Raw genomic sequence first — 26999 nt, 5'->3', positions numbered from 1 at the left:
AACTCGGAGCCGAAATGTCCGCCTCACTGGAGCTGCCGGACGCCCTGCTGCGCCGCGTGCCGCGCCAGGCGCGCAGTCGGCAACGCCTGGCCCGGGTGCTCGAGGTCTCGGATCGACTACTGGGGACCGAAGGCGTCGAATCGCTGACCATGATCAGAGTGGCGGCCGAGGCGCGCATTTCGGTCGGTTCGCTCTACCAGTACCTCCCCGATCGCGACGCCATTATCGAGGCGCTCGCCGGGTCCTATCTCGCCATGATCGAATCCCGCATGGCCGCACTGCTGGAACTCGCCCGCGCCGCACCTTTGCCGGACCCCACCGATGTGCTGATCGATGCCTTCGCACACCTGTATCGCAGTGAGCCCGGATTCCGCGCGCTCTGGTTCGGCCGGCATCTCACCGAGGCGGCGCGCGCGGCGGACCGCGAGCATAAACGCCGAATGGCGGTTACGCTCCGCGAGATCATGATCGCGCAGGGCGTCGCCGCGGACACCGCCGATCTGGATACCGCCTGCCGCACCGCACACCTGATGGGAGATGCGGTGATGCAGGAAGCCTTCCGTTCCGATCCGGACGGCGATCCGGATCTGCTGCGCCAGGCCAAGATCGCGCTGCGCGCGTACGCGAGTCAGTGGACCGGTCCGTGACCGACATACGTAAGGAGTATTCGATGAGAGTGTCCCGGCGATCCGCGCTGGCAGGCGCGGCCGCTTCCGCCGCCGCGCTGGGCGCGACCGGCTTCCTCGGCGCGGGTTCGGCCGCGGCCGAACCGGGCGGCGGCGCGGACTATCTCGTCGGTTGCGGTATGGCCGATATGACCGGTGCGCCCGCGGGCCAGGGCATGATGGGCTACTCCGAACTGGATCAGGTCACCACCGGTCTGCTCATGCGCTGCTGGGCGCGCGCGTACATCATCGTCGATCAGGTGACCGGTGATCGGGTGGCGTTCGTGAACACCGATAACGCCTGTCTGTTCCAGTCGGTGCACCTGGCCGTGATGGTGGAGCTGGCCAAGCGATTCGGTGATCTGTACACCGAGCGCAATGTGAACCTCAATGCCACGCATAATCACAATTCCTGCGGCGGCACCGCCCGCGAGTACGCGTATTCCCTTGCCGCGCAGGGGTTCCAGCAGAACTCCTATGACGCCGAGGTGAACGGTATCGTCGCCGCCATCGTGAACGCGCACGAGCGCCTTGCTCCCGGCACCATCATGATCGGGCACGGTGAGCTGCACGATGCCAGCGCCAATCGCTCGCGGGTGGCTTTCGATCTCAATCCGGCCGATGACAAGGCCGAATTTCCGGATGCCATCGATCCGGCCGTCACCGTGCTGCGACTGAAGCAGGGCGGTAAGGATGTCGGCGCGATCACCTGGTTCGCCACGCACGGCACCTCGCTCACCGATCACAACACGCTCATCTCGGTCGACAACAAGGGCTATGCCAGCTACCGCTGGGAGCACGATGAGATGGGCGCGCGGTATCTGGACGGGCAGCCGGGTTTCATCGCCGCGTTCCCGCAGACCAATCCGGGCGATATGACCCCGAATCTGTGGACCCGCCCGTGGCATCCGGCCGGGCCGACCGAGGACAATCGTGCCAACTGCGCCATGATCGGCGAGCGCCAATATCAGGCCGGGCGAACGGCTTTCGCCGCCGCGCGCGCCATGTCCACCGGCGGTGTCGATTCGGTCATCCGCTATGTGAATATGGCCGATACCTTCATCGACGGTTCGTACACCCCGGACGGTAAGGCCGCCCGCACCGCACCCGCCATGATGGGCGCGGCCGCGGTCGCCACCAGTTCCGAGGACAACTACAACACCCAAATACCGTTCCTGCACGAGGGCGATACCAATCCGATGGTGGCCGCGCTCGGCGGCGTCGACGCGCCCATCGAAGAGTGGATGCGCGATGTGCAGGCTCCCAAGCTCGCCATCGTCCCGCTCGGCATCCTGCCGCCGCGACCGTGGGTGCCGCAGGTGGTGGCGATCCAGATCATGCGCATCGGTGATCTGGTATTGGCTTCGGGCCCAGCGGAATTCACCATCGTCTCCGGTCTGCGGGTGCGCCGGGTGGTCGCGCGCGCCCTCGGGGTGCCGCTGGAGAATGTGCTGATGCAGGGGTACGCCAATGGCTACTGCGGCTATGTGACCACGCCCGAGGAGTACGTCTCCCAGCAGTACGAGGGCGGTGAAACCCTGTACGGCCGTTGGACATTGTCGGCCTATATGCAGGAATTCGATCGGCTCGCCCGCGCGGTGGCCGCGCGCACCGATATCGGCCGCGGCCCCGCGCCGCTGGATTGGAACTTCGGCCTGCAACCGAATCTGCTGGCCCCGGTCCCGGCCGACGTCCCGGTCGCCGGCCACGCCTTCGGTGATGTGCTGACCCAGCCGCCCGCGAACAACACCGCCGGAGATCTGGTGTCGGTGGAATTCGCGGGCGCGCACCCGAACAACGACTTCCGTTTGGGCGGAACCTATTTCGAGGTGCAGCGCGCGACCGGGGACGGCTGGGAGCGGGTATTCGACGATAACGACTGGTGCACCGAATTGCATTGGCGGCGACCCGATGGCAATCCGGCGGCCTCGCTGATTCAGATCCGCTGGACGATCCCGGCCGGGACCAGGATCGGGAAATATCGGATCCAATATTTCGGCGACAGTAAGGACGCCACCGGGCAGACCGCCGGATTCACCGGCACCTCAATGGAATTCGTGGTTTCGTAGCTCGAATCGGCAGGTCAGTGGTGGAACGGGTGCCCACCGAGCGATGCGGTGTGCACCGCCACCCGATCCCGCGACAGCGACATATTGTGCCGCTCCTGCGGGGTCAGCGTGTGACGCGCCTTGATGCGCTGGGCGGATTCGCCGAGCACCGACAGTACCGACATCGGGCGCTGGAAAGCGATAAAGGTCATGACAGCCTCCTTGGAGGAAAGGTCCGCTGCCGCAACCTGATTCAGCGCATGACTGAATAACCGCGGCAGGCGGGTATGAACGTGAATGGGGTATCCGTACTCGGATACGGACTATCGCTGGAACTCACTTCACTCCTCACCTCCTTGCCGCCGGGACGCACGCGGGCGTCGATCACGTCAGACCGCGCGGTGCGAACCAGGCGAGGAGAAGGGAGAATCCGCCAATCCGAACGATATGGCGGGCACCCCTCTCGTCAGAGCTTCGGCACTGAACGACGTATCCCCGGGTGGGGAAGCCACTTTGGATAGCCCCTTAATCCGGAGCGATCTGTCCTAACCCTGGGCGTCTCTCGACGTCGTCGGATCAGTGGCCTGTGTTCGAACAGGAGCCTCGCCTAGCGAGGTGCTGACTCGACCATGCTGCCCGCGCATCGCCGAACTGTCAAACCGCTGCGCGCCGGGCGGCCGCCGCGTAGCGTCCCGGAATTGCACGGGGAGTTCGCGGAACTCGCCTCTTTCGCGGCGCGGATGCACGTGCAACAGTGATGCGCAACAGCACGATCGATCGGACGAGGAAGTCTAACCATGATGTATCTGTTGTGGGTCTTCCTGCCGGTCGCCGCCGTACTGTGTTGTGTCGGGGGACACATCTGGCGTTTCCGCCGCGATCGGTTCCTGAGCTACCTCTACGGCCCGCATATCGATCGGCCGCAACGCTTCGGCAGCCTCGCCTTCCGGACCGGCGTCCCGATGCTTTTCACGGTGCGAATCGCCGAACTCGTTGTCTCCGGGCCGCATTCGCGCTCGCACGGCACCGTCGACGTGATTCTGACGCTGGCGCAATGCATTGCGATACCGCTGGCGGTGATCGGCGCGGGCCTGATCCTGATCCCGCCGCTCATCACGGCCGAATCCCGTCCGCACGTCACCCCGATCGATCGCATGACGCTGCCGGTGCTGGTGGCCGCGCTGCTGTCCTCGGTGCTGGTCACCTTCGATCCGTACTCCACCGATGACCGCTATCGCACGGCCGAGACGCTGTACACCTGGTGCCGTTCGCTGGTGACGCTGCATCCGAATCCCGAGGTCATGCAGCATGCGCCGGTGATCTATCAGGCGCGCGGGCTGATCGTCATGACGCTCATCGCGATTTGGCCGTATACGCGTTTGGCGGGCATCTTCACGGTGCCGGTGTCTCGGATGCTGCGGCGCGCCGCGGGTGTATTGCGGACGGTACGAGTCCCGTTGTCGCGCAAGCAGCGTCGGCCCGCGTAGCTACAGCGAATCGGCCTTGCTGATCCAGCCGACGACGGTGCGGTTGAGCCAGGCGGGGGAGAGTTGGGTGGCGGCGGCGGTGATTTTGGTTTGCAAACCGACCAGCACGTGTGAACCGCGCACCGCCCGGCGGTGAGTCGCGGTGTGCCACACACTGTTCGCCACATCATCGGCGGTCAGGCGCACGCCCAGCGTGGCCGAGGATTTCGAGCCCCGGGTCACCTCGGTCATCATGTCGGTGGCCACGAACAGCGGCAGCAGATCGCGCACGGCGATGCCGTAGTGCCGCCATTCCAGATCGAGCGCCTCGGTGAGGCTGCGGACCGCCGCCTTGGTCGCCCCGTAGACCGCCAGACCGGGCTGGCCGTACAGCGCCGAGGCCGAGGCCAGATTGATGACCTGACTGCCGGGTGTGCGGCGCAGATACGGCAGCGCGGTATGGCAGCCGTTCAGCACGCCCTTGATATTCACATCGACCAGACGGTGCTGACGCTCCAGGGAGATATCCCCGAACGAACCGGAGTACAGGATGCCCGCATTGTTGACCAGCAGATCCAGGCGGCCGGTGGCAGCGGTGAAGTCCGCGAGCGCCTGCTCCCACCCCGCAGGATCGGTCACATCGAATGCCCCCGTGACCGTGGTCCCGCCGATCTCCTCGGCGGTGCGCGCCACGGCCTCGGCATCGATGTCGTACATGCCGACCGTCCAGCCCTGTCCCGCGAACTTGGCCGCGATGGCGCGGCCGATGCCCGCCGCCGCCCCGGTGATCAGGACGGCGGGCCGAGCTGCCTGGGAAGCGTTGGCGGGCTGGGACATTCGGGCCTCCCTGGCGATAGCGGTCGAGGGTGGCGATGGCTCAGGCCGCGCTGCGTCCCGTACTCGCCTGTTCGATCATCGCACGGTGGAATCCGGCCGCGTCGCGGGCGGCGTCGCGGCCGTCGGCGAGCAGTTCCGCACCCAGGTGAATCAGGGTGTGCGGGGCGCTGGCCCGGATCTGCAAGGTCATCGCGACATTCGCCTCCTCGCAGCGCCGCGCCACTTCGAGGGCGTCGGAGAGCAGCATTTCGCGTGAGCCGACCTGCAACAGGATGGGCGGCAACCCGGTGAAATCGTGATTGACCACCGACCAGCTGGGATCGAGTACGCCGTCGATGGCGATCCCGCGGCGCACCACCATGGCCGGACCCGCCGCGGGCAGCACCGCATCGGTATTGGCGTTGGGGTGGGCCATGCGGGCGGTGGAGTCGAAATCGGCCCATGGTGAGGTGACCGAGATGCCCGCGGGCAGCGGCAGGCCCAGATCGCGGGCGGTGAGCACCATCCGCAGTGCCAGCCCGCCACCGGCGGAGTCGCCCGCCACGATTATCTTCTCGGGCGCGAACCCCTCGTCCAGCAGGTACTGATAGGCGGTCAGCGCGTCATCGAGGCTGTCGTTCGGATGCGCGTCCGGCAGCTGTCGGTAGTCCACGGTGAACACCGGCAGCGCGCTTTCGGTGCCCAGTCGCGCGGTATGCCTGCGGTAGCTGTTCAGTCCGCCCGCGATGAACGCGCCCCCGTGGAAGTACAGGATGGCCGCGTCCCGGTCGACGCGCGGGTCGGAAACCGGTGCGGTCCAGAGCCATTCGGCATCGAACCGTTCGAAGAACACCGGATGCCGATGGGTCCCGCGCGGTGCGCCCAGCATGCGGGCGGGCGCTTCGGACAGCCGGGTGGCCCGGAAGATCAGTTCGGCGGGCCCCGGCCCGAAATCGGCGACCCACGCTCCGGCGCGCAGGAACTGTTGCAGTGTCGTGCGCAATACCGGATGTGCGATGCGGGTGCCGATCCGGGCGGGCCGGGTCGATTCGACGATCACGGACGTGACGGATTCCGAGGTCTGCGGCGTCATTGCCACGGGGCTCTCCTGTCCGCGCCGCGAAGCCGAAGCGCTGGAACTGTCTGACAACATTGTCGTTTTCTGGCCGGGGCCATCGATCATCTTGACGTCCCCGGCGCGGATTGTCATGTCCGAGAGGGAAATTCCCGCCATTTCGAGACCTTCCTACCCTTGGTGCAACGGCCGATGGTGGGACGGATCTGCCCGAAATCCTCTTCGGTTCCCCCACAATGACTTCTCGATTCGGCCCCCGGGTGTTAGCAACGGACTCGGATCGAGTGCCGCGATCAGTGGTCGCCGAAGGCGGCTTCGAGCAGAATCCGGCCGGGACTGAGCAGCCCGACCGCCTCATCCACATCCCGGAGCCGCGCCGAACTGGTCGAGAGCGTGAGCCCGGCGACCAGCACTCCGCGCCGATTGCGAATCGGCAGCGTCAGACATCCTGCCCCGGAACGCAATTCATTCACCTGCAAGGCGTACCCGCGAGCCCGGGCCAGGGCGTCGTTCTCGGCCAGCGCGAGCCGTCCGATGGCCGATGCGGTGAGATCGCCGGTGATCACGTGTTCATGCTCGATCGGATACTCCGGATCGGCGTCGAGAATGCGGACCCGGGGCCGCTCGGTACCGGTGCGGTGATATCCGGCCAGGTGCACACCGCCGCGGGTGTGATCGCGCAATCGCGCGAGCGCCTCCAGCGCCGCACCGGGAAGCGGTGCGGGCGTCGCCATTCCGGCCAGTTCGGTCACCTTGCTGCCGAGCGCGAATCCGCTCAGATCCGGTGTGCGCACCAGATACTCCTGCTGCACCAGCAGATTCAGCAGCCGGTACGCGGTGGCGCGCGGCATACCCAGATTGCGGCTGATCTCGCGCGCGGTCACACCCGGACCGCAGGCGGCGACCTCCTCGAGCACCACCAGGGCGCTCAGGACCGCCTTGGGCTGGCGGCCGCCGATACCGTCCGAAGCGCTCACGCCGCGTCTCGCTCCTCGCGTGCGGAACCGCCAAGCACATCCGCGCCGATCGGAATGTCATGGGTGCCCACCAGGAGTGCGCCGCGTCGCCGCGCACGGCGGAACACCATGAGCCCCACCGCGACTCCGAGCAGGAACAGCACCACCCCGGCCGCGCGCGGACCCCGCCATTCGGTACCCAAGAAGACCACCAGGCAGCCGGCCAGCGCCAGCGCGGCCACGGTCGCCACCAGCACCGGACCCACCATGAACTCACCGATGCGCCGCAGGAAGAACGGCACCGCCGCGCACACCAGCGTGTAGGCCAGCACATATCCGCCCGCAGACACCACCAGCAGAATCCCCACCGCCTGCCGGTTCGTGATTCCGGCGGCGAGCAGCAGCGCGGGCACCACGGTCACCACCGGCATCGACACTCCGATCGCGATATGCGGGGTGCGATGCACCGGATGGGTGCGGCTCACCGAATGCGGCAGCACCCCGTCGATGCCCATACTCAGCAGCACCCGGACCAGTGCCGTCGCCGAGGCCAGCGCACACGCGAAAAACGATGCGGCCACACCGCAATCGAGAATCGGCGAGATCCACCCGACCCCGTAGAACGACGAAAGCTGGTGCACGGGTGCGGAATCCTGATCCAGCGCCACCCCCGCCGCGCGAAATCCGGTGGTCTGCACCGAGGTAGCCGCCACCACCAGCACCCCGGCAGCGATCGGCGACCAGATCAGCACCCGCGGCACCGCGGCGAACGGGCGGCGCGCCTCCACCGACAGCGAAGCCGCGCTCTCGAATCCGACGAACGCGGTAATGGCGATGACCGCACCGGTGACCAGCCCGGCGAACGAGAGATGCGGTGGCGCTATCAGCTCCCGGGCGATCGGCCGATGTCCCTGGCCCAGGAACAGCACGATCACCAATCCGGCCAGCACCGCCACCGCGACCGATTCCACCAGCAGACTCAGGCGGGCCGAGACCCGCACCCCGCGCAGCATCACCGTCGCGCACATCACGCCGCAGCACAGCACGCACAGGATCGGGATCAGCACGCCCTGCGCGCCCAGCAGATTCGATACCTGCAAACCGATATTCGCCAGTGAGTACATGGCGATGAACGCGTAGCCGAGAATCATGCCGACCCCGCACAGGAACGCCGCCGTCGGGCCGAGCCCCTTGGCGGTGAACGTGTACAGCGAGCCTGCCGTGGTCATGCGCTTGGTGAACTGATTGATCGCCGCCGCCACCGGCAGCGCCATACCGATACCGAGCACCGCCGCCCACAGCGCCCCGTCACCGCTGGCGGTCACCAGCATGGCGGGCACGGTGGCCGCCGCCGCGCACGGCGCGACCGCCGAAACCGATTGCGCCAGTAGATCCGGAAACCCCAGGCTGCGCCGGTGCAATCCGGACATGGGCGAGGTATCGCGCACACCGGAGACCGGCGGGGGATCGGCGATGGCCTGATCGAGTGCGCTGCCGCGTGAGCTCATACGCCCGGAACGTACGAAGGCAATATGTCGCGCATATTGCCGTGATGTCAGCGCTCGGTGTTGCCGAACGAGACAGCCTTCGGGCGGAGGGTCTCAAAAGCGGCTGCCGTGACCGTTACCGGTGGGTCATGGTCCGGCAAAGGGATGCGCCAACAGTGTTGGGAGTTCCCGGTTTTCGCTCTGCGAGGTGCACCCATGACATCCATATCCACTTCCGGCCGAGGGGCCCCCGTGTCACCCGGCGGGTTACGCGGCTCACTCGGGCCCGGCGCCATCATCTTCATGGTGGTGGCCGCGGCGGCCCCGCTCACCGTGATCGGCGGCAGTGCGCCGATCGCCATGCTCATCGGCAATGGCGCGGGCTTTCCGGCCATGTTCGTCGTGTCCGCCGTTGTGCTGCTGCTGTTCTCGGTCGGCCTCAGCGCCATGAGCAGGCATGTGCCCAAGGCGGGGGCGTTCTTCACCTATATCGGCTACGGCCTGGGGCGGCCGCTCGGATTGGGCGCGGCCTACCTTGCGCTGCTGACGTATACGACGGTGCAGGTCGCGGTGTACGGGTTCCTGGGCGCGGCACTGCGCAGGTCCGTGCTCCATATCGGGGGACCGGACCTGCCGTGGTACGCCTACGCGCTCACCGTGGTGGCCGTGGTCGGAACGCTCGGCTACCGCCATATCGAATTCAGCTCGAAAGTGCTGGGGCCCCTGCTGATCGCGGAGGTGGGCATCGTACTGCTGCTCGGTCTGGTGGTCGTGGCGCGCGGGGGAGCCGAGGGCTTGTCGGCGCAGCCGTTCACCCCGCATCTGGCGTTGTCCGGCTCGCCTGGACTGGGACTCATGATGGCCCTCGCCGGATTCATCGGATTCGAGGCGACCGCCATCTTCCGGGATGAGGCGCGTGATCCGGCCCGCACCATTCCGCGTGCCACCTATGGCGCGGTCATCTCGATCGGACTGTTCTACACCTTCGGCACCTGGGCGCTGGTCATGGCCTGGGGACCGGATCGGGTACTCGATGAGGCGGCGCAGGATCCGGGCGGGTTGATCGTGCGCACGGCGCAGGAGTACCTGGGGACCGTCGGCGCGGTCGCTATCAATGTCCTCTTGCTCACCAGCCTGTTCGCCTGCGTGCTCTCCTTCCACAATGTGATCGCGCGCTATCAGCATTCGATGGGCGCGACGAATGTGCTGCCGGGCGCGCTGGCCCGGGTACACGGGCGGCACTCCTCGCCGTACCTGTCCTCGGCGGTGCAGACGGTGACGGCGGCGACGCTGATCGCGGTGTTCGCGCTGTGCGGGCTCGATCCCGAACTCGAGGTCTTCACCTGGTTCTCGGGTGTGGCGAGCCTCGGGGTGGCACTGTTGATGGCGCTCACCTGTGCTGCGGTACTGGTGTATTTCGCACGCACTCGCGCGGATACTCGGTGGTGGCACACGCGAATTGCGCCCGCCCTGGGTGTGGTCGGCCTGGCTGTGGCGGCCGGGCTCATCGTGCTCAATTTCCGCACGCTGATCGGCGGATCGGCCACCCTGTCGACGGTACTGCTGCTGATCACCTTCGCCTGCCCGCTGGCGGGCATCGCACAGGCGTACGCGCTGCGGCGCGGCAATCGCGGTGTGTACGACGGCATGACCGATGCCATCGCCGCGTGACCCGGCTCGTTCTCATCCCTTCTCATCAGGAGTTGAACCATGTCCACTGTCGAATCACTCGTGACCACAACCGATTCCGGGCTACGAGTGCTGGAAAGCCTGTCCGCCGACGAGATCGGGGCCGTGCGGGAAATCCTCACCGCCGCGGGCAAGGTCGGTCCCACCGGACGTTTCGTCTACGTTGGACTGAACGAGCCGGACAAGGCCGAGGTAGTGGCCCATCAACTCGGTACCGCGCCCGCACCCGAACGGCTGGCCCGGGCGCTGCTGCTGGATATCGCGACCGGCGCGTCCCGGGATGTGCTGGTATCGCTCACCCGTGGCGAAATCCATTCCGACACAGCGATAGACGGCTCGCGCGGACAGGTGCCGATTCTGGAGGAGGAATTCGCCCAGGTCGGTGTGGTGCTCGCCGGGAACGACCGCTGGTGCGCGGCACTGCGTGCCCGTGGCGTCGATCCGGCCATGACGGTGTGCGTACCGCTGTCGGCCGGGCACTACGACGTCCCGAATGAGCAGGGCCGCCGCATTATTCGCGTCTTCGCCTTCCGGCAGGACCATCCCGAGGATCACCCGTGGGCGCATCCGGTGGACGGGCTGTGCGCCTACGTCGACATCATCACCCGCGAACTCGTCGACCTGATCGACGACCGCATCCTGCCGGTGCCCGAGGAGCACGGCAATTTCCAGGATCCCGAATTGGCGCTGCCGGGCTACGAGGGCCTCGAGCCCATCGAGATCACCCAGCCGCAAGGTCCGAGTTTCACCGTCGACGGTGACAGCATCGAATGGGCGAACTGGCGGCTGCGCATCGGATTCGACGCCCGGGAGGGACTCATCCTGCGGCAGTTGAGCTTCCGCGACGGTGACCGCGACCGCCCGGTGCTCTACCGCGCCTCCATCGCCGAAATGGTGGTGCCCTACGCCGATCCGTCACCGAACCGGTTCTGGCAGAACTACTTCGACACCGGCGAATACCTGTTCGGCCGATTCACCAATTCGCTGCGCCTGGGCTGTGACTGCCTAGGCGAGATCCACTACTTCGACGCCACGCTCGCCGATGAACTCGGTATGCCCCGCACTATCGAGAACGCCATCTGCCTGCACGAGGAGGATTACGGCACGCTCTGGAAGCACACCGACCTGTTCACCGGGGTCAGCGAGGTGCGGCGGCAGCGGCGGCTGGTGATCAGCTTCTTCACCACCGTCGGCAATTACGACTACGGGTTCTACTGGTACCTCTACCTGGACGGCACCATCGAATGCGAAGCCAAGCTCACCGGTATCGCGTTCAGCGCCGCCTACCCGCCCGAAGGTTCGCCGTATCAGAGCGAGGTCGCACCCGGGCTGGGCCTGCCGTACCACCAGCATCTGTTCAGCGTGCGGCTGGATATGACGGTCGACGGCACCGCCAACGCGGTGGACGAGGTGGAGGTGAGCCGGGTGCCCGTCGGGCCGGACAATCCGTACGGAAATGCCTTCACCGCCAAGACGACTCGACTGGCGAGTGAGTCGGAGGGCGTACGTGATGCCGATGCCGCGAGCGGGCGCGTATGGCATGTGGTCAGCACCGAGCGGACCAATCGCATGGGCAAGCCGACCGGCTATGTGCTGCATCCGCAGCAGACACCAACCCTGCTGGCCGACCCGTCGTCCTCCATCGCCGCCCGCGCCGCCTTCACCACCCACCAGCTGTGGGTATCCCGGTACTCACCCGAAGAACGCTATCCCGCAGGCGATCTGGTGAATCAGAACGCTGGTGGAGACGGCCTGCCCGCCTATATGGTGGCGGATCGTGGTATCGACGGCGAGGACATCGTACTGTGGCACACCTTCGGCCTCACCCATTTCCCGAGGCTGGAGGACTGGCCCGTGATGCCGGTCGACTACGTGGGTTTCACGCTGAAGCCGTACGGATTCTTCGACCGCAATCCGGTGCTGGGTGTGCCCGCGTCGACGCAATCGCACTGCTGCCATCCGGAGTCGCGGTGACCGTCGATCAGCATGTGCCGCAGCGGCACTCGCCTTCCACGGGTGATCGCGCTCGGATCGCGGGCCGCTGCGGCGCGGTCCTGGCGGTGGGATCGGCGGTAGTGCACGCCGCCGGTTCCTCCGGTCACGGCTCGGTAGCCGCTCCCGGCGTCGTAGTGCTGAATCTGATGATCCTGGCGTGCCTGGTGTGTGCCTGGCATCTGTGGACCCGGCCGACTACGCGGGCATGGGCGCTCACGGCGGCCATGAGCGCGGGCATGATCGCCCTGCACACGGTGCCGATGGGTACGGCGATGCATCACACGGAAATGCCCATGCTGCGTGCGGCGACCGGGACCGCTGTCCTGGAAATCGCTGTGGCGGCGGCGGTTCTGATCACTCGGACAGTGGTTATGCCCCGGGTGCGGAGTCGATAGCGTCCGGCAGCAGATCGCCGAGTTCGACGCCACCGGTGGGTCGCGCCCCGGTGGCCGTCGGCAGGCCGAACTCCAGCAGATCGAACACCGCGTGCATGGCAGTGACCGCATCGGGTTCGCCGCCGACGAACTGCGGGATCTCCAGCACATAGCGCGCGGTGGCGCGCGCGGTGATATCGCCTGCGGGACGGCCGATTTCGGCGGCGATGGCCTCGGCCAGGGGCTCTTCACAGCGAATCCAGAGCTTGCGGGAGTAGTCGCGCAGCGCGGGGGTGTTCATGATCAGCTCGGTGCGCCGCCGGAACTCCGGGGACTGATCGGCGGCGAAAGGTCCACGGCTGGAGATGAACTCGCGCAGCGCCGCCATCACCGACTGACCGGCGGGACGGTCATGCACCGCCGCCAGCAGGCGCTCGCGGCGTTCGACGCCGTCGTCGAACATGAGCGCCTCCTTGCCATCGGGGACGTGCTTGAACACCGTCGGCACCGAGATGTCCACCGCATCGGCGATCTCCTTCACGCTCACCGCGTCGTACCCGCGTTCGAGGAACAGTCGCAGTGCCGCATCGGCCAGCGCTTGACGGGTCTGGGCGTTCTTGCGCTCGCGGCGTCCCATGGTCGGCGTGGTCATCGGCCCATCATATCAGGTCTGTTAACTCACATAATTAATTAACTCAGTTGCCGTTTTAACTGAGTTGTGTTTTTCTGGAGGCATGACAGAAGAGAAGCTGGAGACAACGCCCGTACTGATCGTGGGTGGCGGCCTGGTCGGGCTGTCCGCCGCCGTTTTCCTACGCCGCCGGGGTGTGCCGACCGTGCTGGTCGAGAAGCATCCGGGCAGCTCAGCGCATCCCCGAGCCATCGGATACACGACCCGCACGATGGAGCTGTTCCATGCGGCGGGCGTGGAACTGCCGCCGGTGCACGGCGGCAAACCACGCCGGGCGCGCGTGGCGAGCCTGGCCGGGGAATGGTTCGAGGAGTACCCGTGGTCGCCCGCGGGGGCCGCCTCGCGCCCGGAGATCGAGTACTCGCCCATGCGGGCCACCGCGCTGGCGCAGGACGCGCTCGAGCCGATCCTGCGGGACAGGGCGATCGAACTCGGCGCGGATATCCGCATGAGCACCGAACTCGTCGAGTTCGCGCAGGACGATTCCGGGGTGACGGCAACGCTGCGCCGACGCGCCGATGGGCACGAATATCGGCTCCGCGCACAGTATGTGGTGGCCGCCGACGGCGTGCGCAGCCCGGTTCGCAAGGCCCTCGGCATCGATCGCACCGGTCGCGGCCTGCTCTCCGAACAGCGCAGCATCCTGTTCCGCGCACCGCTGGACGAGTACCTGGTGCACGGAGTGAACCAATTCGAGATCGAGCAGCCCGATCTCACCGGCTTCCTGACCACCTACAACGACGGCCGCTGGGTCTTCATGATCGCCGACGACCTCGAACGGGACGAGAACGCCCAGCGTGCGCTACTTCGCAAGGCCATCGGGCGTGCGGATATCGATATCGAGCTGATCACCACCGGTCGCTGGGAACTGGCCGCGCTCATCGCCGATCGATTCGCGTACGGCCGGGTCTTCCTGGCCGGAGACGCCGCGCACCAATTGCCGCCCAACCGTGGGGGTTACGGCGCGAACACCGGTATCGAGGACGTGCACAATCTCGCGTGGAAGCTCGCGGCGGTACTGACGGGGGAGTCGGGGTCCGAGCTCCTGGACACCTACGACGCCGAGCGCCGCCCCATCGCCTGGCTGCGGCACGAGCAGATCTTCGCGCGCGCGGATTACAAGGCGCACTTGGAGACCGGAGCCGCGACGGCGGAGATCATCGACGATGACGCGATGGAGCTGGGGCAGCTGTACCGCTCGGCCGCGATACTCGGCGCGGGTCCGGAATTGCCGCGCGCCCAGCGGCCCGAGCAGTGGGCCGGACAGCCGGGGACGCGCGCCCCGCATATCCCGGTGCGCGCCAACGGCTCGGAGTTCTCCATTCTCGAACTGTTCCAGCGGGGCTGGGTGCTGCTGAGCGTGGATGGGCGGTGGGCGTCGGCCGCAGCCGGAATGGTCACCGAACTCGGTATCGAGGTCACCTTCGTACATATCGGCGAGGATGTGGAACCGGTTGTGCCCGAGGCATTCCAGACCGCATACGGCATCTCGGCACAGGGCGCGTCGCTGATTCGTCCCGACGGTTACATCGGCTGGCGCGCGGTTACCGCGCCCGGCGATCCGGACCGCGCCCTTCGTGATGCGCTAGCCGAAATCTCGCGCGCGGTACGTCAATTCGCCGAGCGCTAGTCGACTCTCTCAGAGCCGGAACGACTTCGACTCCAGCCGCCGGGCTGTTCGCGCCGCCATCAGGGTCGAGATCCCGGTGGGATGCAGCGGATCGTAACCGGTGAGATCGGCGATCCGGCTCAGCCGATAGGTGACGGTATTGCGGTGGATGAACAGCGCGCGAGCCACCGCATTGTGATTGAACTGATTGTCGATGAAGGCGTCGAGGGTTTGCCCCAGCATGGGCTGATCATCGAGCGGATCGAGCAGCGCCGCAAGCGCGTGCCTAGTGGAACCCGTTGTGGCGATGGCGTATTCGAACATCATATGCTCGCGACGGCACACCACCTCGGGCAATTGCAGACTGCATGCGACCTCGGCGACCGCGGTGGCCTCGGCATAGGCCGCCGGAATGGCGGTATGCGTTGAGGCCGGGGCGACACCGATCCAGAACTGCGGGTGCGGATCGGAATCACGCAGTGCGAGCGTATGAATGAGCCCGCCCACCGGATCACCGGCGCTCTCGCGCATGGGCACCAGCGCCGTCCAGCCGCCGCTGTCCCGATGCAGCAGGGTGCCCGGCAATGTCGCCAGGCGACTGCGCAGCCGGGTGAGCGTGCCGGGTGCGGGTTCGCCGAGGCGGATCACGGCCACGAGAAATGCCGGGGCGGGCGGTGATTCGGGATCGACGGCCCATCCCGCGGGTTCGCGCCCGGTCAGCAGTGCGTCCGCGATCTCGCGCTGGCGTTCGAGCAGATCCCAGCGCGGCTGGCGTGCGTCCTCGACCAGTGCGCCCGCGATGCGGCCCATGATCAGGCCCAGATATTCGGTCAGGCGCAGCCCGACCTGCGGGACGACGCCGTACTCCCGCACATCGAGCAACGGCATCAGTTGCGCCCAGAAGAAGGCCGCGCCCACCCGGTAATTGGCCAGCACCTCATCGAGGGACATGCCGTCGTGCACCAGCGTGAGCGCCCGATCGATGAGCGGCTGGGTATCGGCGACCGAGGGCTCGATGTCCTCGATCAGATAGCGGAAGAACAGTTCGAGGTTGAGGGTGGCGCCGGGGACGAAATCCGCGTCTCGAAAGGAATGCGGAAGTTCGTCATACGGCTGCGTAGCACCGCTGACCGCGGTCGCCAGCGCGGTAGCGCGCTCCCGCAGCAGCTCCAATGTGTCGCCCATGCCACCTCCTTGTGCCCGAGCGCATACAGTGTCTCGGACACTGTATGCGATACAGGACGTTACAGATAGCCCGGCTACCTCAGCTGCCCGGGAAACCGGCCGGGAGCGGCTGGAACGCGGCCATGAACTTCGGCCCCGGCGACAATCCGCGCAGCACGGCACTGGTCCAGGCCACCGCGGGCAGCCAGCCGGTGACCGCGTTGGTGATGTGCTCGGGCACCGGAACGGTGTAGAACCGCACGTCCGCGCCCTGATCCCAGTAGGACTGCACGGTCGGGATGACCACCGACGGCGGAATCAGCTCATCCCAGACACCGTGCCACCACAGAATCGGGGTGTCCGGAATATGCTTGCCGAGGCTGTTATCGCTGAGCACCTGCAAGACCTCCGGCGAGGTATTGAGCGATTTACCCGGCTGGAAATAGTCGCTGATCGGGCGATACACGCCCTGCAACGCGATTGTCGCATAGCAGCGATGCTGCATATCGGCGAGCAGCCCCTGCCCTTCGGGCGTCAGGAATTCCTCGGGCTTGAACACATCCGGGTACTCCCGCGACAGCGAGGCGAACCCGAGCCACATGGTGAAATTGCTGGTGCCGGTCAGACCGGGCTGATTGCGGGTGGCGTAGTCCGCCTCGGCCACCAGGTTGCCGGGGGTGCCGCCGATCGAAGTGCCGAGCAGCCGCACATCCGGCGCGTAGCTGGCCCGCAATTCGGCCGCGCGAATGGAACCCGAACCGCCGCCGGAGTATCCGTACAGTGCGATCCCGGAATCGGTGAGACCCAGCGAGGTGTCATTCTTCATGGCGCGCAAGCTGTCCAGCACCATCTTGCCCTCGGCGTAGGTGTTGAACGTATTGAACTTGCCGTCGAAGTCCGGCACATTGATCGCGAATCCCTGTGCCAGCCAATACATCACGAGGGTGGATTCCTTCATGGTGCCGGTCTGCAGGGTGTGCGAGGGGTTGCACGCCGAATCGGTGGAGTCGATGGCCTCCTGGAAGGACACCACCGGTCGCGCGCTGCCCTGCCAGGGAATGCCCGGGACGATAACCGTGGACGCGGTGACGATCGGATTGCCGTGCACATCCTCCGAGCGGAACAGCAGCTGTTTGGTATACACCGGGACCGGCAGGCCGAGCAGGCGGGTCTGCACTTCGCGCGAGCGCACGATCTCGCCGGGCTGATAGTCGGCGATGTTTTCCGGGTCGTTGTACCAGGGGTCCTGATCCGGGGACGGAATCGGCAACAGATCATAAATCTGTGGCTCCGTGGGCAATTGCGGCAGTTGATTCTGATTCGGCGGGAACGTCGGCGGGAAATCCGGTTCGGCGCCCGCCGCGCCCGCACCCGCCGTCACCAGACAAGCCGACGTAGCCAACACCAGCAGCCGCCGCATTCGAGCCCTGTTCACCCGAGCCTCCAAAACTCCATTGTTTCCACACCACCGGCTCAGACACTCCGGTGCATGCGATCCAGCTCACACCACCGCCACCCCGCGCGCAATCGGCGTCATGCCGATCATGCATCGCCGAATTTGTGCATGTGCACGAGTGAGCCGCATTACCGGGCCGGAATCAACCCGGGCCGAATGCGTTGCCATGGCTATGAGCTCCGCACAGACCACCCGCTTCTCGATCTTGGACCGTTCGCGCGTCCGGGACGGGCAATCGCATCCCGAGGCGTTGCGCGAGACCGTCGAATTCGGCAGGCTCGCCGAGGAGTGGGGCTATCACCGATTCTGGGTGTCCGAGCATCACAGCGTGCCCGGTGTCGCTGGTTCCGCGCCCACCGTGCTGGCGGCCGCGATCGCCGCGGTCACCGATCGCATTCGAGTGGGAACGGGTGGCGTCATGCTGCCCAATCATCAGCCGCTGATCGTCGCCGAGCAATTCGGAACGCTGGAGGCATTGTTCCCGGGCCGAATCGATATGGGACTCGGACGATCCGTGGGTTTCACCGACGGTGTGCGGCGGGCGCTCGGGCACGGTAAGGATGACGCCGAGGACTTCGACGCGCAATTGACCGAGGTGCTTGAATATTTGGCGCGTGGGCGAAACGGCGTGCACGCCTGGCCCGCCGAAGGCTTGCGGGTGCCGGCGTATCTGCTGGCGACCGGATCGGGTGCACAGCGGGCGGCGGAGTTCGGCCTGCCGCTGGTCATCGCCGCCGTCGCCGGTGAAGACGCGATGGTCGAGGCAATCGACAACTATCGCAAGGCTTTTCGGGTGACCGAATGGGGCAGCGCGCCGTACGTGATCGTCTCCACCTCGGTGGTCATCGCGGACACCGTCGAAGAGGCGCATCGTTTGCTGCTGCCCGAGGCATGGTCGGCGGCGTACTCCCGTACGCGCGGTGAGTTTCCGGCGTTGATCTCACCGGACAGGATCGAGCGTGAACCCATGACCGATCGCCAGCGCGGCATCTTCGAGGACTCGCTGCGCGAGCACATCCACGGTCCGGAATCGGTGGTGATTCCCGAGTTGGATCGTCTGATCGCGCATACCGGAGCGGACGAAATCCTGGTGCACACCAGTACTTTCGACCGCACCGCACGGCTCGAGTCGCATCGGCGACTGGCCGCGGCGGTGTGGGCGGGCGCTTCCGCGCCCGCCCCGGCCTAGCAGTTCGGGGCTGTCGGGCCTATCGCTACCGCACTCAGATGGTGACGCCGAAGTCCTGCGCGATGCCGGCCAGACCGGAGGTGTAGCCCTGACCGGTGGCGCGGAACTTCCATTCGGCGCCATTGCGGTACAGCTCGCCGAAGACCATGGCGGTCTCGGTGGAGGCGTCCTCGGACAGGTCGTAGCGGGCGAGCTCGGTGCCGTTGGAGCGGTCGACGACGCGGATGTAGGCGTTGCGGACCTGGCCGAAACTCTGTGCGCGGGTGTCGGCTTCGTAGATCGACACCGGGAAGACGATGCTGTCGATGGTGGCCGGGGTGTTGGCGAGGTCGACGTTGATGACCTCGTCGTCGCCTTCGCCCTCACCGGTCTTGTTGTCGCCGGTGTGCTCGATGGTGCCTTCCGGCGACTTCAGGTTGTTGAAGAAGACGAAGTGGCCGTTGGAGACAACCTTTTTCTCCGGGCCCAGGGCGATGGCGCTGGCGTCCAGGTCGAAATCGGTTCCCGTGGTGGTTCGCAGGTCCCAGCCCAGACCGACGGCGACGGCCGTCAGGTTCGGAGCCGCCTTGGTAAGCGAAACATTGCCACCCTTGGTCAGACTGACACCCATACCGATTTCTCCTAACGATCTCTACGGTGGCCGGCCACCGGCCCTACCGGATTATTCCTCGGAGATCCGCTCCGCACCCCGTCAACGTCGTTGTTGCCGGGAAGGTTCCGGGACCATCCGAGGGAATCATGCCGGAAGTGCTTGCTGGCGGCGCAGTGCGGCGTCGAGGGCGAGGGTGTCTTCCAGGACCAGATCGTCGGTGAGGCGGCCCCAGCGCAGGGTGAGCCATTGGATTGCGGTGTTGCGGTAGGGGGTTCCGTCGGCGAGCGTGCCGGTGACGTTCAGTTGGGCGGCGACGGTGGTTTTCCAAGGCCAGCCGTTCGCTACGACGTCCACGAGTTCGAGGCGGATGCCCGGCAGATGCTGTTCGAAGGTGTCGAACCAGTTCCGGAAGGCGTCACGGCCGCGTAGGTCCGCGCCGAGCGCGGTATCGCCGAGGAAGCGGAATCGAATATCGGGCGCGGCCATCGCCACTGCCGCGTCGAAGTCGCCCGCGCCTGCACGGCGCCATGTTCTCCGGACCAGGGTTCGCACGATAGCGTGGTACATATACTCAAGCTAACCTGCTGACTTGCTTATAACAAGGGACTGTCATGGCTAGGACGGACTTCAGTCGGATCGCCTGCTCGATCGCGCGCTCGGCCGCGATCGTCGGTGATCCGTGGGCGCTGCTGGTGGTGCGGGATATCGCTGTCGGTCTGCATCGGTTCGATGAGCTTCAGCGAGATCTGGGAGTCGCCACCAACGTGCTGAGCGATCGCCTACAGCGGTTGGTCAATGCCGAAGTGCTGGAACGGCATCTGTATGAGCGGAATCCGGACCGGTTCGAGTACCGGCTCACGGAGAAGGGACAGGATCTCGTTCCGGCGCTACTGGCTTTGATGGCATGGGGTGATCGGTGGGAATCCGGTTCCGGTGGTGCGCCTTTGCGTGTGCGCCATCGGGACTGCGACCACGTCACCAATGCCGTTGTGGCATGCGAACAATGTGGAGAGCGGTTGACAACCGAGACTGTCGATTACGTGCCCGGGGCAGGGGGCCGGGTTGCGCCTGGCACCGCACTGATCGGACACCTGCTGGGAAAGACAAAAGACTAGAAAGACAAAAAACTAAAAGAGCCAAAGATAAAAGACGCCCGGACAAGAAAAGAACAAGAACAAAAGACAAAGACCAACAACAAGAACCAAAACACTTGAGCGGCTTGGTTCTTGGGTTTTGGAAGGTGACCACAGCCAGTCACCCCGTCGGGTGCGTGAGGTGTGGGCGTGGGTTGCGGGAGAGCAAGTCGGGTACGGCAGGCGACGTGCCCAGCACTGCTTCTTTGTCCGGACTGCGGGAGGGCTGGAACCGGACACGAAGGGCTGGAACCGGAGGCGAGGGGCCCGCGGAGTGGGGTGTGAGCACGCCTGAAATGGGTGCGGACATGCCTGTAGCACCGGCAGGAGGGTTCCTGACGGTGGAGACAGGTGGAGGGTGGAACTTATTGCCTGGCTGGGCACGCCGGGCGAGGCAATACCCAGGGTCGCTGGCGCATCCGGTTCGGAGCGCACGCCCGAGCAGGGCGGGAAGGCAGTGCGGGCGCGGCCGGGGCGGTGGCCATCAACTCGTCCGGGTGATGCATGTGATTCACCCTCGGGGTCCGAGTCGGATCGATGTGCGCGGGCGCGATCCACGCGGTCCGCCCGGCGAACCGCTCGCCCTTACCGAGTTTGATGGTTGTCCACCCGGTGGGGGTGTCGTTGACCAGGGCGTGGCAGTGATCGCATGCGAGGGTGAGGTTTTCGATGTCTGTGAGGCCGCCTTTGACGAACTCGGTCACGTGGTGCACGGCGGCCATGCTGGCGGGTGCGGTGCAGCCGGGTCGGGTGCAGCCGCGTTCGGTGGCGATGAGCGCCATCCGCTGGGCCGGGTTCGCCAGGCGGGCCCGACCGATATGCAGGGGCATGTCCTCGCCGTCGGTGATGACCGAGAAGGTCTTGCTCTTGCGGGCTGCCATTTCCAACGCGACAGCGACAGGAACGGTCCCGCCGGTAGCGGTGGTGGCCACTCCCGCAGCGCGTTCGACATCGTGGATGCTCATGGTCACGATCGTGGTGACCGGCAGCCCCCGGTGCGAGCCGAGGTGGGCGGGATTGAAGTCCGGGTGCAGCAGCGCGAACAGGGCGTCATGCTGACGCTGCACTGTGGTGCGTGAATCCCGGTTCGCCGCAGCCTTGACCACTTCGGGGTCGAGGTTCTCGTCGACCACGAAGGGGCTTTCGGGGTCGGCGGGGTTGCACAGACCGGGCTTGGCGAGCTTGGCCAACACCGCATCCACCGCCGCACGGGCTTCAGGGGTGAGCACCACGGTCATGGTGGACATCAAGTCAAAACCCTGCGGGCTCAACCGCATGCTGCGTATGCGTGCACGGTCCGCGTCATCGGTCAATGTGCCATCGGGATCCAAGTGTCCGAGGATCCGGTCGCCGATCTTGGGGAGCTGGTTCGGGTTCAACGCGCGCGCGTGCCGCGCCAAGTGCTCTTCGGCCAGCGCACGATCCTCGGCGGTGACCTTGTTGGGCAACCGGTCCATGACCTGGCGAATGACCCGCACGTGGTCGAGGCCGATCGCGCCTTCTTCTTGCGCGAGGGCGGTATTGGGCAGCACGGGTGCGGGCACCGAGATTTCGGCGTTGTCCCCGACACGCGGCCAGATCGCGGCCTGTTCGGCGCAGTGCCACCGGTTCAACGCGTCCCCGTGCGAAATCCGCAGGGTGTCTTGCAGGAACAGCGCCACCGAGCCTGCTCCGGCGCGCTTGGGCAGTGACCGGGAGCAGGTCTGCACGACAAGGTCGAGTTTGAGCGCGTCGAGTTTGCGGGTAGCGGTCTCGATCTGCTGCATCAATTCAACAATGTCATTGTCCGACACCGGAATAAGCGGCTGAGAAACAAGGGAATCGATCGCAGCGGACAGTGCGTGCGCACCGTCCGCGATTGCGATTTCTTCCCTTGAGTTCATGCCTCTATTCTACTACCGCAAGGTGCTACTCGGAAGCTTAATTCTATTGTGATACAAAGCTATTCAGAATATCGAGATCTTCAAATTCAATTCCTGCCCTACTCGTATACGGCGATCTCTACGAGATTCCCGTCGGGGTCGTAGCAGTAGTGCGATGTCATTTTGCCGAGAGCGCCTTCCTTGATCACCGGCCCGTTGATGATTTCGACCCCCGAGGCGGTGAGGTGCGCGGCCACAGCTTGCGGAGAACCGCTGGCTATGAAGCAAAGGTCTTCGGACCCAGCGGCTTCGGTCGTGGCTGTCGTCCAGGCCGGGTCGATCTCGAGCGCGCCGACGGGGCGCAGGTTGATCTTCTGATTGCCGAAGCTGAGGGCGGTGCGACCGCTGGGGCCGAATTTGGTGATGGTCATACCGAGGACTGCCGCGTACCAGGCGGCGGTGGCCTCGAGATCGCTGCAGTTGATGACGATGTGGTCGAAGCGGTTGACCGCGAAGGAATTCGCCGGTTGCGCTGGCTGGGGGTCGAGGATGGCTGCCAGTTCCAGGAGGCTGGCGGCGTTGATATCGAAGGTGTCCTCATAGGTGACGTCCGGGCGTTCGCCGGGTCCGAATTCGAGCGGCCGGGCGATGAACGCGGTGCGGAATCCCAGTTCGGCGGCGGCTCGAATGTCGTACTTGTGGCTGGCCACCATCATGATGTCGGCCGGGTCGAGGCCGAGGTAGCGTGCCGCCATCAGGTACGTGCGGGGCGCGGGTTTGAACGCGCCCGACATTTCGGCGGTGAAGATGGCGTCCCAGGGGAGGTTGGCGCGCTTGGAGATTCGTACGACCGCGGCGACATCGGCGTTGGACAGGGCGGCGATGGTGTAGCGCTCGCGCAGGGCCGTTAATCCCGGAACCGTGTCCGGCCAGGGGATGAGGCGCTGCCAGGCCGAGGTGAGTTGTTCGCGTTCGGCGTCGTCGAACACCGTCGCGTCATGGGCGATGAGCAGCTCGTCCAGAGTGGTGCGATAAACCTCGTGCACCGGTTGCCATCCGCTCGCCGGATCGGACCGCGCGATTCGATCGGAATAGGCTTTACGCCAATCATTTACGAATCGCGGACCATCGATCTCCACCCCTCGTGCCGCGGAGAGCTGCCGCACCTCATTCAGGATCGTGGTGAAGAAGTCCGTCACGGTTCCCTGAACGTCGAACAGCAGCGCCTTCGGTGTCGCCTCGCTCATATGCATCCCCTTCCGGGGCAAGCGTATTCAGCCCCGCCGATCGGATCGCGGATCGGAGGGACTTCTCACACCAGCGCCGCCCGGGATTGGACGTAGGCGATGACATCGGCCGCGTAGTCCGACGCCTCCTGATCGTGGCAGCACAGCCGAAGACGCTCGAGCGCGTTATCGAGCTCCGGGCCGGAGCCGTTGTCGGCGAGCAGGACCGCGATGGCTTCCCAGGTGCCGAGCTGCGGATCCGGTTGGGCCAGTAGTTCGTCGAGGTACGCGTCGGGTTCGAGCAGGCGCAGTGCGCGGCGGGCGTAGGCGTGCACCCGGCGGGGGAGTTCGGCGCGAATGGTGTCGATATCGGCCGGGTCGATGTGCCCCTGCGCCTCGGCGGGCAGGTTCATCGACCACATCTCGCTGAGGTGGGCGGGTATGCCGTCGGGGATCAGGCCGGGTCCGGTGGCGGCTTCGAAGGGTATGGGTGGGCGGCTTAGTCGGGTATTGCGCCAGTTACAGAACTCCCACCAGGGCGCGGGGGTGGCGCTCATGGTCAGGCCGAATCGGAGGACTTGATCGCCGCCGGTGAAAGTCCGGAAGGTTCGGGTGCGCCCGACCGTCGCCACGCCCGCATCCACGACACGTGTCCACGTGGGCTCCGCACCGTCGAATCCATACGGCTGCAGCAGCTTTCCGGTATCACGCATCAGGCGGCGCAGAGCCGATTCGGGTTTGACCATGTCCGCAGATTAGCGGTGGGCGCTGACAGATCGGTGGAACCGGAGATCGTGCCGCGCCCCGCGACGCAGGACCGTGACGCCGCACCCGCGGTGGCGCGCCGGACCGTCCCGTGCGCCGTCGCATCGCTATGACGGTGCGCGCCAAGCCCACTTACCCGGCGAACCACTGACCGGCATGCAGAACAGCCCGGTTCCGGTGGCCGATTTGGCCACCTTCCCCTCCTGCGAACCCTCGCAGCTCTCCCCGGACTGATGCTGTCCGCCCACCAGGGTTCCGGGGTCGCCCCAGGCGTAGACCCGCCCCGAGGTGACGCTGGAGCACATCAGCAGCTTGCCGTTGGCGGTATAGCCGAATGTCCCGGCTTCGCCCGCGGAGCACGAGGATCCGGAGACCGGCTTGTTCTCGTTGAGCCAGCGCAGACCGCTGTCACCGGCGGCATCGCAGGTCAGCATCGCGCCGCTGGCGGCCTTGGCCTGCTGCCCGGCCGTATCGCAGCTCTCGCCGAGCGCGACCGGACCATTGCTCTTGGTGGTCGTCGTCGTGGTCGGAGCCGCACCGCCGCAGGAGTATTCGATGCCGTAGTTCTGCGCGGTGGCCGCGCCGAGGCAGCCGAACGGCACCGCACCCGAGGAGCTGAGCTGGAGTGCGGATTCGGCGGATTTGTTCACGCAGAACAGTCCGGTCTGATCCATGCGGCAATCGAAGTCGTCGAAGGTGATTCGGCTGCCGTACGCCAGGGCCGGACCATCGCCGAGCAGGAACTGTCCCGGATCACCCTTGACCGCGCCGACGCCCACGCGTTCGCCCGGATAGTCCACCCAGCCGCCGACCCAATTGCCGAAGTTGCGTGATGTCGGCCGCGAAGGCGGATTGTCCAGCGCCACCATGCAGGACAGTCCGCCCTGATCGACCGTGGTGGCCTGCTTCTGGGTCATGCACTGAATCTTCTTGGTCGGGCTCACGAACGCCACGGCCGAGCCCAGATTGTTGATGGTCCCGTCGCTGGTGGTCGCGGTGTGATAGTTGGTGACGTCGACCGTCTTACCCGCCTGCACCCAGGCGACAACCGACGCCAGCGGAGCACCCGCCGCGGGCGGTGTCGCCGGGCCCGCCGCCGAGGTGGTCGGCGCGGGCGTGGTGCGCTGGGTCGTCGCCGCGGTCGCGGTCTCGGTATTCGGCCGGAAATGCTTGGCGGCGAACAGTCCCGCCGTGATGAGCAGCAATGCGGCCAGCACCGCGGAGAGTCCGATGATCGTGTATCGGCTCGCCGGTGATCGCTTACCCGAGCTCGCCGCCGGCGCGGCCTCGGGCGGCTCGTAGCCGTCTACGATCGGCAGTACCTCGGTGGCCTGATTCCACAGGTCATCCGGCCGATGGTAATCCGGTGGCATCGACGTTCCCCTATCACAAAATCCGCGAGCGCATCGGTGCTCTCGACCGCTCCGAGACGCAGCATACGGTCAGCGTTGCCGGAAGGCGCAGTAGGCCAGTGAGATTGGCGGTCATGACGGCTTTCCTGAGGGTTCCGCTTCGGTGGATTCGGCCCGCGTGGCGCGATAGACCGACAGGATGTCGGCGATGTGCCGGGACTGGCGTGGCTCATCGGCATGGGGTGCGAGCGCGGCGCGTAGTCGCGTGAGCCGGGCGCGGTCATCGGCGACGGCCCGCACGGCGTGTGCGAAGGAATCGACGGTGCCGTCGGTTGTGCGGATGCCGCCGCCGGCCGGAATCGTCTCGGAGAGCTCGGGATCGCAGTAGACGATCGGCAGGCCCGTGGCGACCGCCTCGAGCAGCACCATGCCCTGGGTGTCGCAGTCCGAGGTCAGCAGCAGCAGATCGTGGGTGCGCATGGCCGCGAGACAGCTGGCCTGGTCGACTTCGCCGTGCAGGTGTACGCGATCACCCAGGTTCGCGGCATCGACCGCGAGCCGCACCCGCTCGGCGAGTGGCCCGCCGCCGTAGACGTCCAGGGTGCAGCCGGGGACCGCGCGGATCACCTCGATGGCTTCCAGGGGACGCTTCTCCGGCGAGAATCGGCCGCACCACAGGACGCGCAAAGGCGCTCCGGCGACAGCGGCCTCGACGGGTTCCGCACGGACTCGATCCAGTAGTGCGTCATCGATCCCATTGGACACCACGTGAATCGGCCGATCGACGCCGCGCGTGGCCAGCCGGCGGGCGAAATGTTCGGTCGGCACGATCACCCGATCGGCGGCCTGTGCCTGGGCGATCATGGGCCGCCAGGCCAGCCGGGTGGTGCGGGTATCGCCCGGATGTGCGGGCTGGTGGCGCAGCGGTACGAACCAGCCGTGCAGCAGCCGCATCGTCAGTGCGGCGAAATACGGTGACGGCGAATACTTTTCGATCATCGTGTCATCGCGGCTCTGCATGGTCTGCACCACGGGCACGCCATGCCTGCGCGCGGCGCGGATGCCCGCGATGGCGCAGCCGTACGCGGTGAGGGTGTGCACGACATCGACCGGGCCGCGCGCGGCGAACTCGGCGTCGATCAGCCGCCGGTTGGCGCGGGTGGGCAGCACCACGGGCAGGCCGGTGGCCATCTTCGCCGAAATCGCGGACAGCACCACGGTAGCGGTGTCGATCGGCGCGGGTTCCGGTGCGGGAGCGCAGAATACGGTCACCCGGTGGCCCTGCTCCCGCAACCCGTCGCACAGCGACCGCATCGCCGTCTGCACCCCGCCCAGGGTGGCCGGGTGGAAATCGGTGAAGATCGCGATATGCATGGTGTCGGCCATGAT

General features: G+C 66.2%; 24 protein-coding genes, 1 pseudogene and 1 riboswitch. Of the genes and pseudogenes, 9 read left to right on the top strand and 16 right to left on the bottom strand.

Annotated features, from left to right (window positions below):
* Positions 1-14 precede the first annotated feature (14 nt).
* Positions 15-647 carry a TetR family transcriptional regulator gene (locus tag AB0L82_RS14490; protein WP_364635375.1) on the top strand — a complete coding sequence of 211 codons (633 nt, stop codon included), beginning with the start codon at positions 15-17 and terminating at the stop codon, positions 645-647.
* A gap of 23 nt (positions 648-670) precedes the next feature.
* Positions 671-2734, top strand: coding sequence for a neutral/alkaline ceramidase (locus AB0L82_RS14485; RefSeq protein WP_364635373.1), 2064 nt, complete (start codon positions 671-673; stop codon positions 2732-2734).
* Between the two features lie 14 nt (positions 2735-2748).
* Here the strand turns inward: AB0L82_RS14485 and AB0L82_RS14480 are convergent, their stop codons facing one another.
* Positions 2749-2925, bottom strand: coding sequence for a hypothetical protein (locus AB0L82_RS14480; RefSeq protein WP_364636126.1), 177 nt, complete (start codon positions 2923-2925; stop codon positions 2749-2751).
* Positions 2926-3164: 239 nt separating this feature from the next.
* Positions 3165-3335: riboswitch (M-box (ykoK) riboswitch) on the bottom strand.
* A 175-nt stretch (positions 3336-3510) separates the two neighbouring features.
* Here AB0L82_RS14480 and AB0L82_RS14475 point away from each other — a divergent pair.
* The gene (locus AB0L82_RS14475) at positions 3511-4200 is read left to right on the top strand and encodes a respiratory nitrate reductase subunit gamma (RefSeq protein WP_364635370.1); all 690 of its coding nucleotides are present in this window, start codon (positions 3511-3513) and stop codon (positions 4198-4200) included.
* Here AB0L82_RS14475 and AB0L82_RS14470 read toward each other — a convergent pair whose 3' ends face one another.
* From AB0L82_RS14470 to AB0L82_RS14455, 4 genes are all read right to left on the bottom strand, one after another.
* Positions 4201-5016: an SDR family oxidoreductase gene (locus tag AB0L82_RS14470; RefSeq protein ID WP_364635367.1), complete on the bottom strand. Its 816-nt coding sequence runs from the start codon at positions 5014-5016 to the stop codon at positions 4201-4203.
* 40 nt (positions 5017-5056) lie between these two features.
* Positions 5057-6088, bottom strand: a complete 1032-nt coding sequence (locus AB0L82_RS14465; RefSeq protein WP_364636102.1) for an alpha/beta hydrolase — start codon at positions 6086-6088, stop codon at positions 5057-5059.
* Positions 6089-6363: 275 nt separating this feature from the next.
* Entirely contained in the window at positions 6364-7047 is a 684-nt protein-coding gene (locus AB0L82_RS14460) for a helix-turn-helix domain-containing protein (RefSeq protein WP_364635364.1), read from the bottom strand.
* Entirely contained in the window at positions 7044-8534 is a 1491-nt protein-coding gene (locus tag AB0L82_RS14455) for an APC family permease (RefSeq protein ID WP_364635361.1), read from the bottom strand. Before AB0L82_RS14455 ends, AB0L82_RS14460 begins: the two co-directional genes overlap by 4 nt.
* 195 nt (positions 8535-8729) lie before the next feature.
* Here AB0L82_RS14455 and AB0L82_RS14450 point away from each other — a divergent pair, with 195 nt between their 5' ends.
* Genes AB0L82_RS14450 through AB0L82_RS14440 form a run of 3 tightly spaced genes read left to right on the top strand, consistent with a single transcriptional unit; the run spans position 8730 to position 12592 of the window.
* Positions 8730-10184 carry an APC family permease gene (locus tag AB0L82_RS14450; protein ID WP_364635359.1) on the top strand — a complete coding sequence of 485 codons (1455 nt, stop codon included), beginning with the start codon at positions 8730-8732 and terminating at the stop codon, positions 10182-10184.
* 39 nt (positions 10185-10223) lie between these two features.
* Entirely contained in the window at positions 10224-12176 is a 1953-nt protein-coding gene (locus AB0L82_RS14445) for a primary-amine oxidase (RefSeq protein ID WP_364635356.1), read from the top strand.
* A complete protein-coding gene (locus tag AB0L82_RS14440; RefSeq protein WP_364635353.1) occupies positions 12173-12592 on the top strand; it encodes a hypothetical protein in 420 nt (139 codons plus the stop codon). The genes AB0L82_RS14445 and AB0L82_RS14440 overlap by 4 nt, the downstream gene beginning before the upstream one ends.
* Here AB0L82_RS14440 and AB0L82_RS14435 read toward each other — a convergent pair.
* Positions 12567-13223: a TetR/AcrR family transcriptional regulator gene (locus tag AB0L82_RS14435; RefSeq protein WP_364635350.1), complete on the bottom strand. Its 657-nt coding sequence runs from the start codon at positions 13221-13223 to the stop codon at positions 12567-12569. The genes AB0L82_RS14440 and AB0L82_RS14435 overlap by 26 nt on opposite strands.
* Positions 13224-13305: 82 nt before the next feature.
* On the opposite strand from AB0L82_RS14435, the gene AB0L82_RS14430 reads away from it, so the two are divergent.
* Positions 13306-14892: an FAD-dependent oxidoreductase gene (locus AB0L82_RS14430; protein WP_364635348.1), complete on the top strand. Its 1587-nt coding sequence runs from the start codon at positions 13306-13308 to the stop codon at positions 14890-14892.
* A 9-nt stretch (positions 14893-14901) separates the two neighbouring features.
* On the opposite strand, the gene AB0L82_RS14425 is transcribed toward AB0L82_RS14430, so the two are convergent.
* Both AB0L82_RS14425 and AB0L82_RS14420 read right to left on the bottom strand, forming a co-directional pair.
* Positions 14902-16056, bottom strand: a complete 1155-nt coding sequence (locus AB0L82_RS14425) for a helix-turn-helix domain-containing protein (protein WP_364635345.1) — start codon at positions 16054-16056, stop codon at positions 14902-14904.
* A 79-nt stretch (positions 16057-16135) separates the two neighbouring features.
* Positions 16136-17455, bottom strand: a complete 1320-nt coding sequence (locus tag AB0L82_RS14420; RefSeq protein WP_364636099.1) for a lipase family protein — start codon at positions 17453-17455, stop codon at positions 16136-16138.
* A 202-nt stretch (positions 17456-17657) separates the two neighbouring features.
* Here AB0L82_RS14420 and AB0L82_RS14415 point away from each other — a divergent pair, with 202 nt between their 5' ends.
* Positions 17658-18680 (top strand): LLM class flavin-dependent oxidoreductase, encoded by a 1023-nt coding sequence (locus AB0L82_RS14415; RefSeq protein WP_364635342.1) that lies wholly within the window; start codon positions 17658-17660, stop codon positions 18678-18680.
* Positions 18681-18714: 34 nt separating this feature from the next.
* Here AB0L82_RS14415 and AB0L82_RS14410 read toward each other — a convergent pair whose 3' ends face one another.
* Together AB0L82_RS14410 and AB0L82_RS14405 are read right to left on the bottom strand one after the other, a co-directional pair.
* Entirely contained in the window at positions 18715-19290 is a 576-nt protein-coding gene (locus AB0L82_RS14410; protein WP_364635339.1) for a TerD family protein, read from the bottom strand.
* Between the two features lie 126 nt (positions 19291-19416).
* Complete coding sequence (locus AB0L82_RS14405; protein WP_364635336.1) at positions 19417-19839, bottom strand: nuclear transport factor 2 family protein; 423 nt, start codon at positions 19837-19839, stop codon at positions 19417-19419.
* A gap of 44 nt (positions 19840-19883) precedes the next feature.
* On the opposite strand from AB0L82_RS14405, the gene AB0L82_RS14400 reads away from it, so the two are divergent.
* Positions 19884-20387, top strand: a complete 504-nt coding sequence (locus tag AB0L82_RS14400) for a helix-turn-helix domain-containing protein (RefSeq protein WP_364635333.1) — start codon at positions 19884-19886, stop codon at positions 20385-20387.
* A gap of 383 nt (positions 20388-20770) precedes the next feature.
* Here the strand turns inward: AB0L82_RS14400 and AB0L82_RS14395 are convergent, their stop codons facing one another.
* The 6 genes and pseudogenes from AB0L82_RS14395 to AB0L82_RS14370 all read right to left on the bottom strand — a co-directional run bounded on the left by AB0L82_RS14395 (position 20771) and on the right by AB0L82_RS14370 (position 26996).
* Positions 20771-22288, bottom strand: coding sequence for a DUF222 domain-containing protein (locus AB0L82_RS14395; RefSeq protein ID WP_364635330.1), 1518 nt, complete (start codon positions 22286-22288; stop codon positions 20771-20773).
* A gap of 98 nt (positions 22289-22386) precedes the next feature.
* Complete coding sequence (locus tag AB0L82_RS14390; protein WP_364636096.1) at positions 22387-22818, bottom strand: VOC family protein; 432 nt, start codon at positions 22816-22818, stop codon at positions 22387-22389.
* A gap of 3 nt (positions 22819-22821) precedes the next feature.
* Positions 22822-23514, bottom strand: a pseudogene (locus AB0L82_RS14385) (haloacid dehalogenase type II); the annotation flags it as partial.
* A gap of 65 nt (positions 23515-23579) precedes the next feature.
* Entirely contained in the window at positions 23580-24239 is a 660-nt protein-coding gene (locus tag AB0L82_RS14380; RefSeq protein WP_364635327.1) for a hypothetical protein, read from the bottom strand.
* Positions 24240-24365: 126 nt separating this feature from the next.
* Complete coding sequence (locus AB0L82_RS14375) at positions 24366-25631, bottom strand: hypothetical protein (protein ID WP_364635324.1); 1266 nt, start codon at positions 25629-25631, stop codon at positions 24366-24368.
* A gap of 111 nt (positions 25632-25742) precedes the next feature.
* Positions 25743-26996, bottom strand: a complete 1254-nt coding sequence (locus AB0L82_RS14370; RefSeq protein WP_364635317.1) for a glycosyltransferase — start codon at positions 26994-26996, stop codon at positions 25743-25745.
* Positions 26997-26999: the final 3 nt, after the last annotated feature.

The sequence above is a fragment of the Nocardia sp. NPDC052001 genome, from assembly GCF_040680615.1.
Taxonomy (GTDB): domain Bacteria; phylum Actinomycetota; class Actinomycetes; order Mycobacteriales; family Mycobacteriaceae; genus Nocardia.
This window is presented reverse-complemented; position numbering and strand designations above follow the sequence as displayed.

Excerpts from the sequence above, each read along its gene's own strand:
- AB0L82_RS14490 (WP_364635375.1), top strand. The coding sequence starts at position 15 with ATGTCCGCCTCACTGGAGCTGCCGGACGCCCTGCTGCGCCGCGTGCCG.
- AB0L82_RS14485 (WP_364635373.1), top strand. The coding sequence starts at position 671 with ATGAGAGTGTCCCGGCGATCCGCGCTGGCAGGCGCGGCCGCTTCCGCC.
- AB0L82_RS14480 (WP_364636126.1), bottom strand. The coding sequence starts at position 2,925 with ATGACCTTTATCGCTTTCCAGCGCCCGATGTCGGTACTGTCGGTGCTC.
- AB0L82_RS14475 (WP_364635370.1), top strand. The coding sequence starts at position 3,511 with ATGATGTATCTGTTGTGGGTCTTCCTGCCGGTCGCCGCCGTACTGTGT.
- AB0L82_RS14470 (WP_364635367.1), bottom strand. The coding sequence starts at position 5,016 with ATGTCCCAGCCCGCCAACGCTTCCCAGGCAGCTCGGCCCGCCGTCCTG.
- AB0L82_RS14465 (WP_364636102.1), bottom strand. The coding sequence starts at position 6,088 with ATGACGCCGCAGACCTCGGAATCCGTCACGTCCGTGATCGTCGAATCG.
- AB0L82_RS14455 (WP_364635361.1), bottom strand. The coding sequence starts at position 8,534 with ATGAGCTCACGCGGCAGCGCACTCGATCAGGCCATCGCCGATCCCCCG.
- AB0L82_RS14450 (WP_364635359.1), top strand. The coding sequence starts at position 8,730 with ATGACATCCATATCCACTTCCGGCCGAGGGGCCCCCGTGTCACCCGGC.
- AB0L82_RS14445 (WP_364635356.1), top strand. The coding sequence starts at position 10,224 with ATGTCCACTGTCGAATCACTCGTGACCACAACCGATTCCGGGCTACGA.
- AB0L82_RS14435 (WP_364635350.1), bottom strand. The coding sequence starts at position 13,223 with ATGACCACGCCGACCATGGGACGCCGCGAGCGCAAGAACGCCCAGACC.
- AB0L82_RS14430 (WP_364635348.1), top strand. The coding sequence starts at position 13,306 with ATGACAGAAGAGAAGCTGGAGACAACGCCCGTACTGATCGTGGGTGGC.
- AB0L82_RS14425 (WP_364635345.1), bottom strand. The coding sequence starts at position 16,056 with ATGGGCGACACATTGGAGCTGCTGCGGGAGCGCGCTACCGCGCTGGCG.
- AB0L82_RS14420 (WP_364636099.1), bottom strand. The coding sequence starts at position 17,455 with ATGCGGCGGCTGCTGGTGTTGGCTACGTCGGCTTGTCTGGTGACGGCG.
- AB0L82_RS14415 (WP_364635342.1), top strand. The coding sequence starts at position 17,658 with ATGGCTATGAGCTCCGCACAGACCACCCGCTTCTCGATCTTGGACCGT.
- AB0L82_RS14410 (WP_364635339.1), bottom strand. The coding sequence starts at position 19,290 with ATGGGTGTCAGTCTGACCAAGGGTGGCAATGTTTCGCTTACCAAGGCG.
- AB0L82_RS14405 (WP_364635336.1), bottom strand. The coding sequence starts at position 19,839 with ATGTACCACGCTATCGTGCGAACCCTGGTCCGGAGAACATGGCGCCGT.
- AB0L82_RS14400 (WP_364635333.1), top strand. The coding sequence starts at position 19,884 with ATGGCTAGGACGGACTTCAGTCGGATCGCCTGCTCGATCGCGCGCTCG.
- AB0L82_RS14395 (WP_364635330.1), bottom strand. The coding sequence starts at position 22,288 with ATGAACTCAAGGGAAGAAATCGCAATCGCGGACGGTGCGCACGCACTG.
- AB0L82_RS14380 (WP_364635327.1), bottom strand. The coding sequence starts at position 24,239 with ATGGTCAAACCCGAATCGGCTCTGCGCCGCCTGATGCGTGATACCGGA.
- AB0L82_RS14375 (WP_364635324.1), bottom strand. The coding sequence starts at position 25,631 with ATGCCACCGGATTACCATCGGCCGGATGACCTGTGGAATCAGGCCACC.
- AB0L82_RS14370 (WP_364635317.1), bottom strand. The coding sequence starts at position 26,996 with ATGGCCGACACCATGCATATCGCGATCTTCACCGATTTCCACCCGGCC.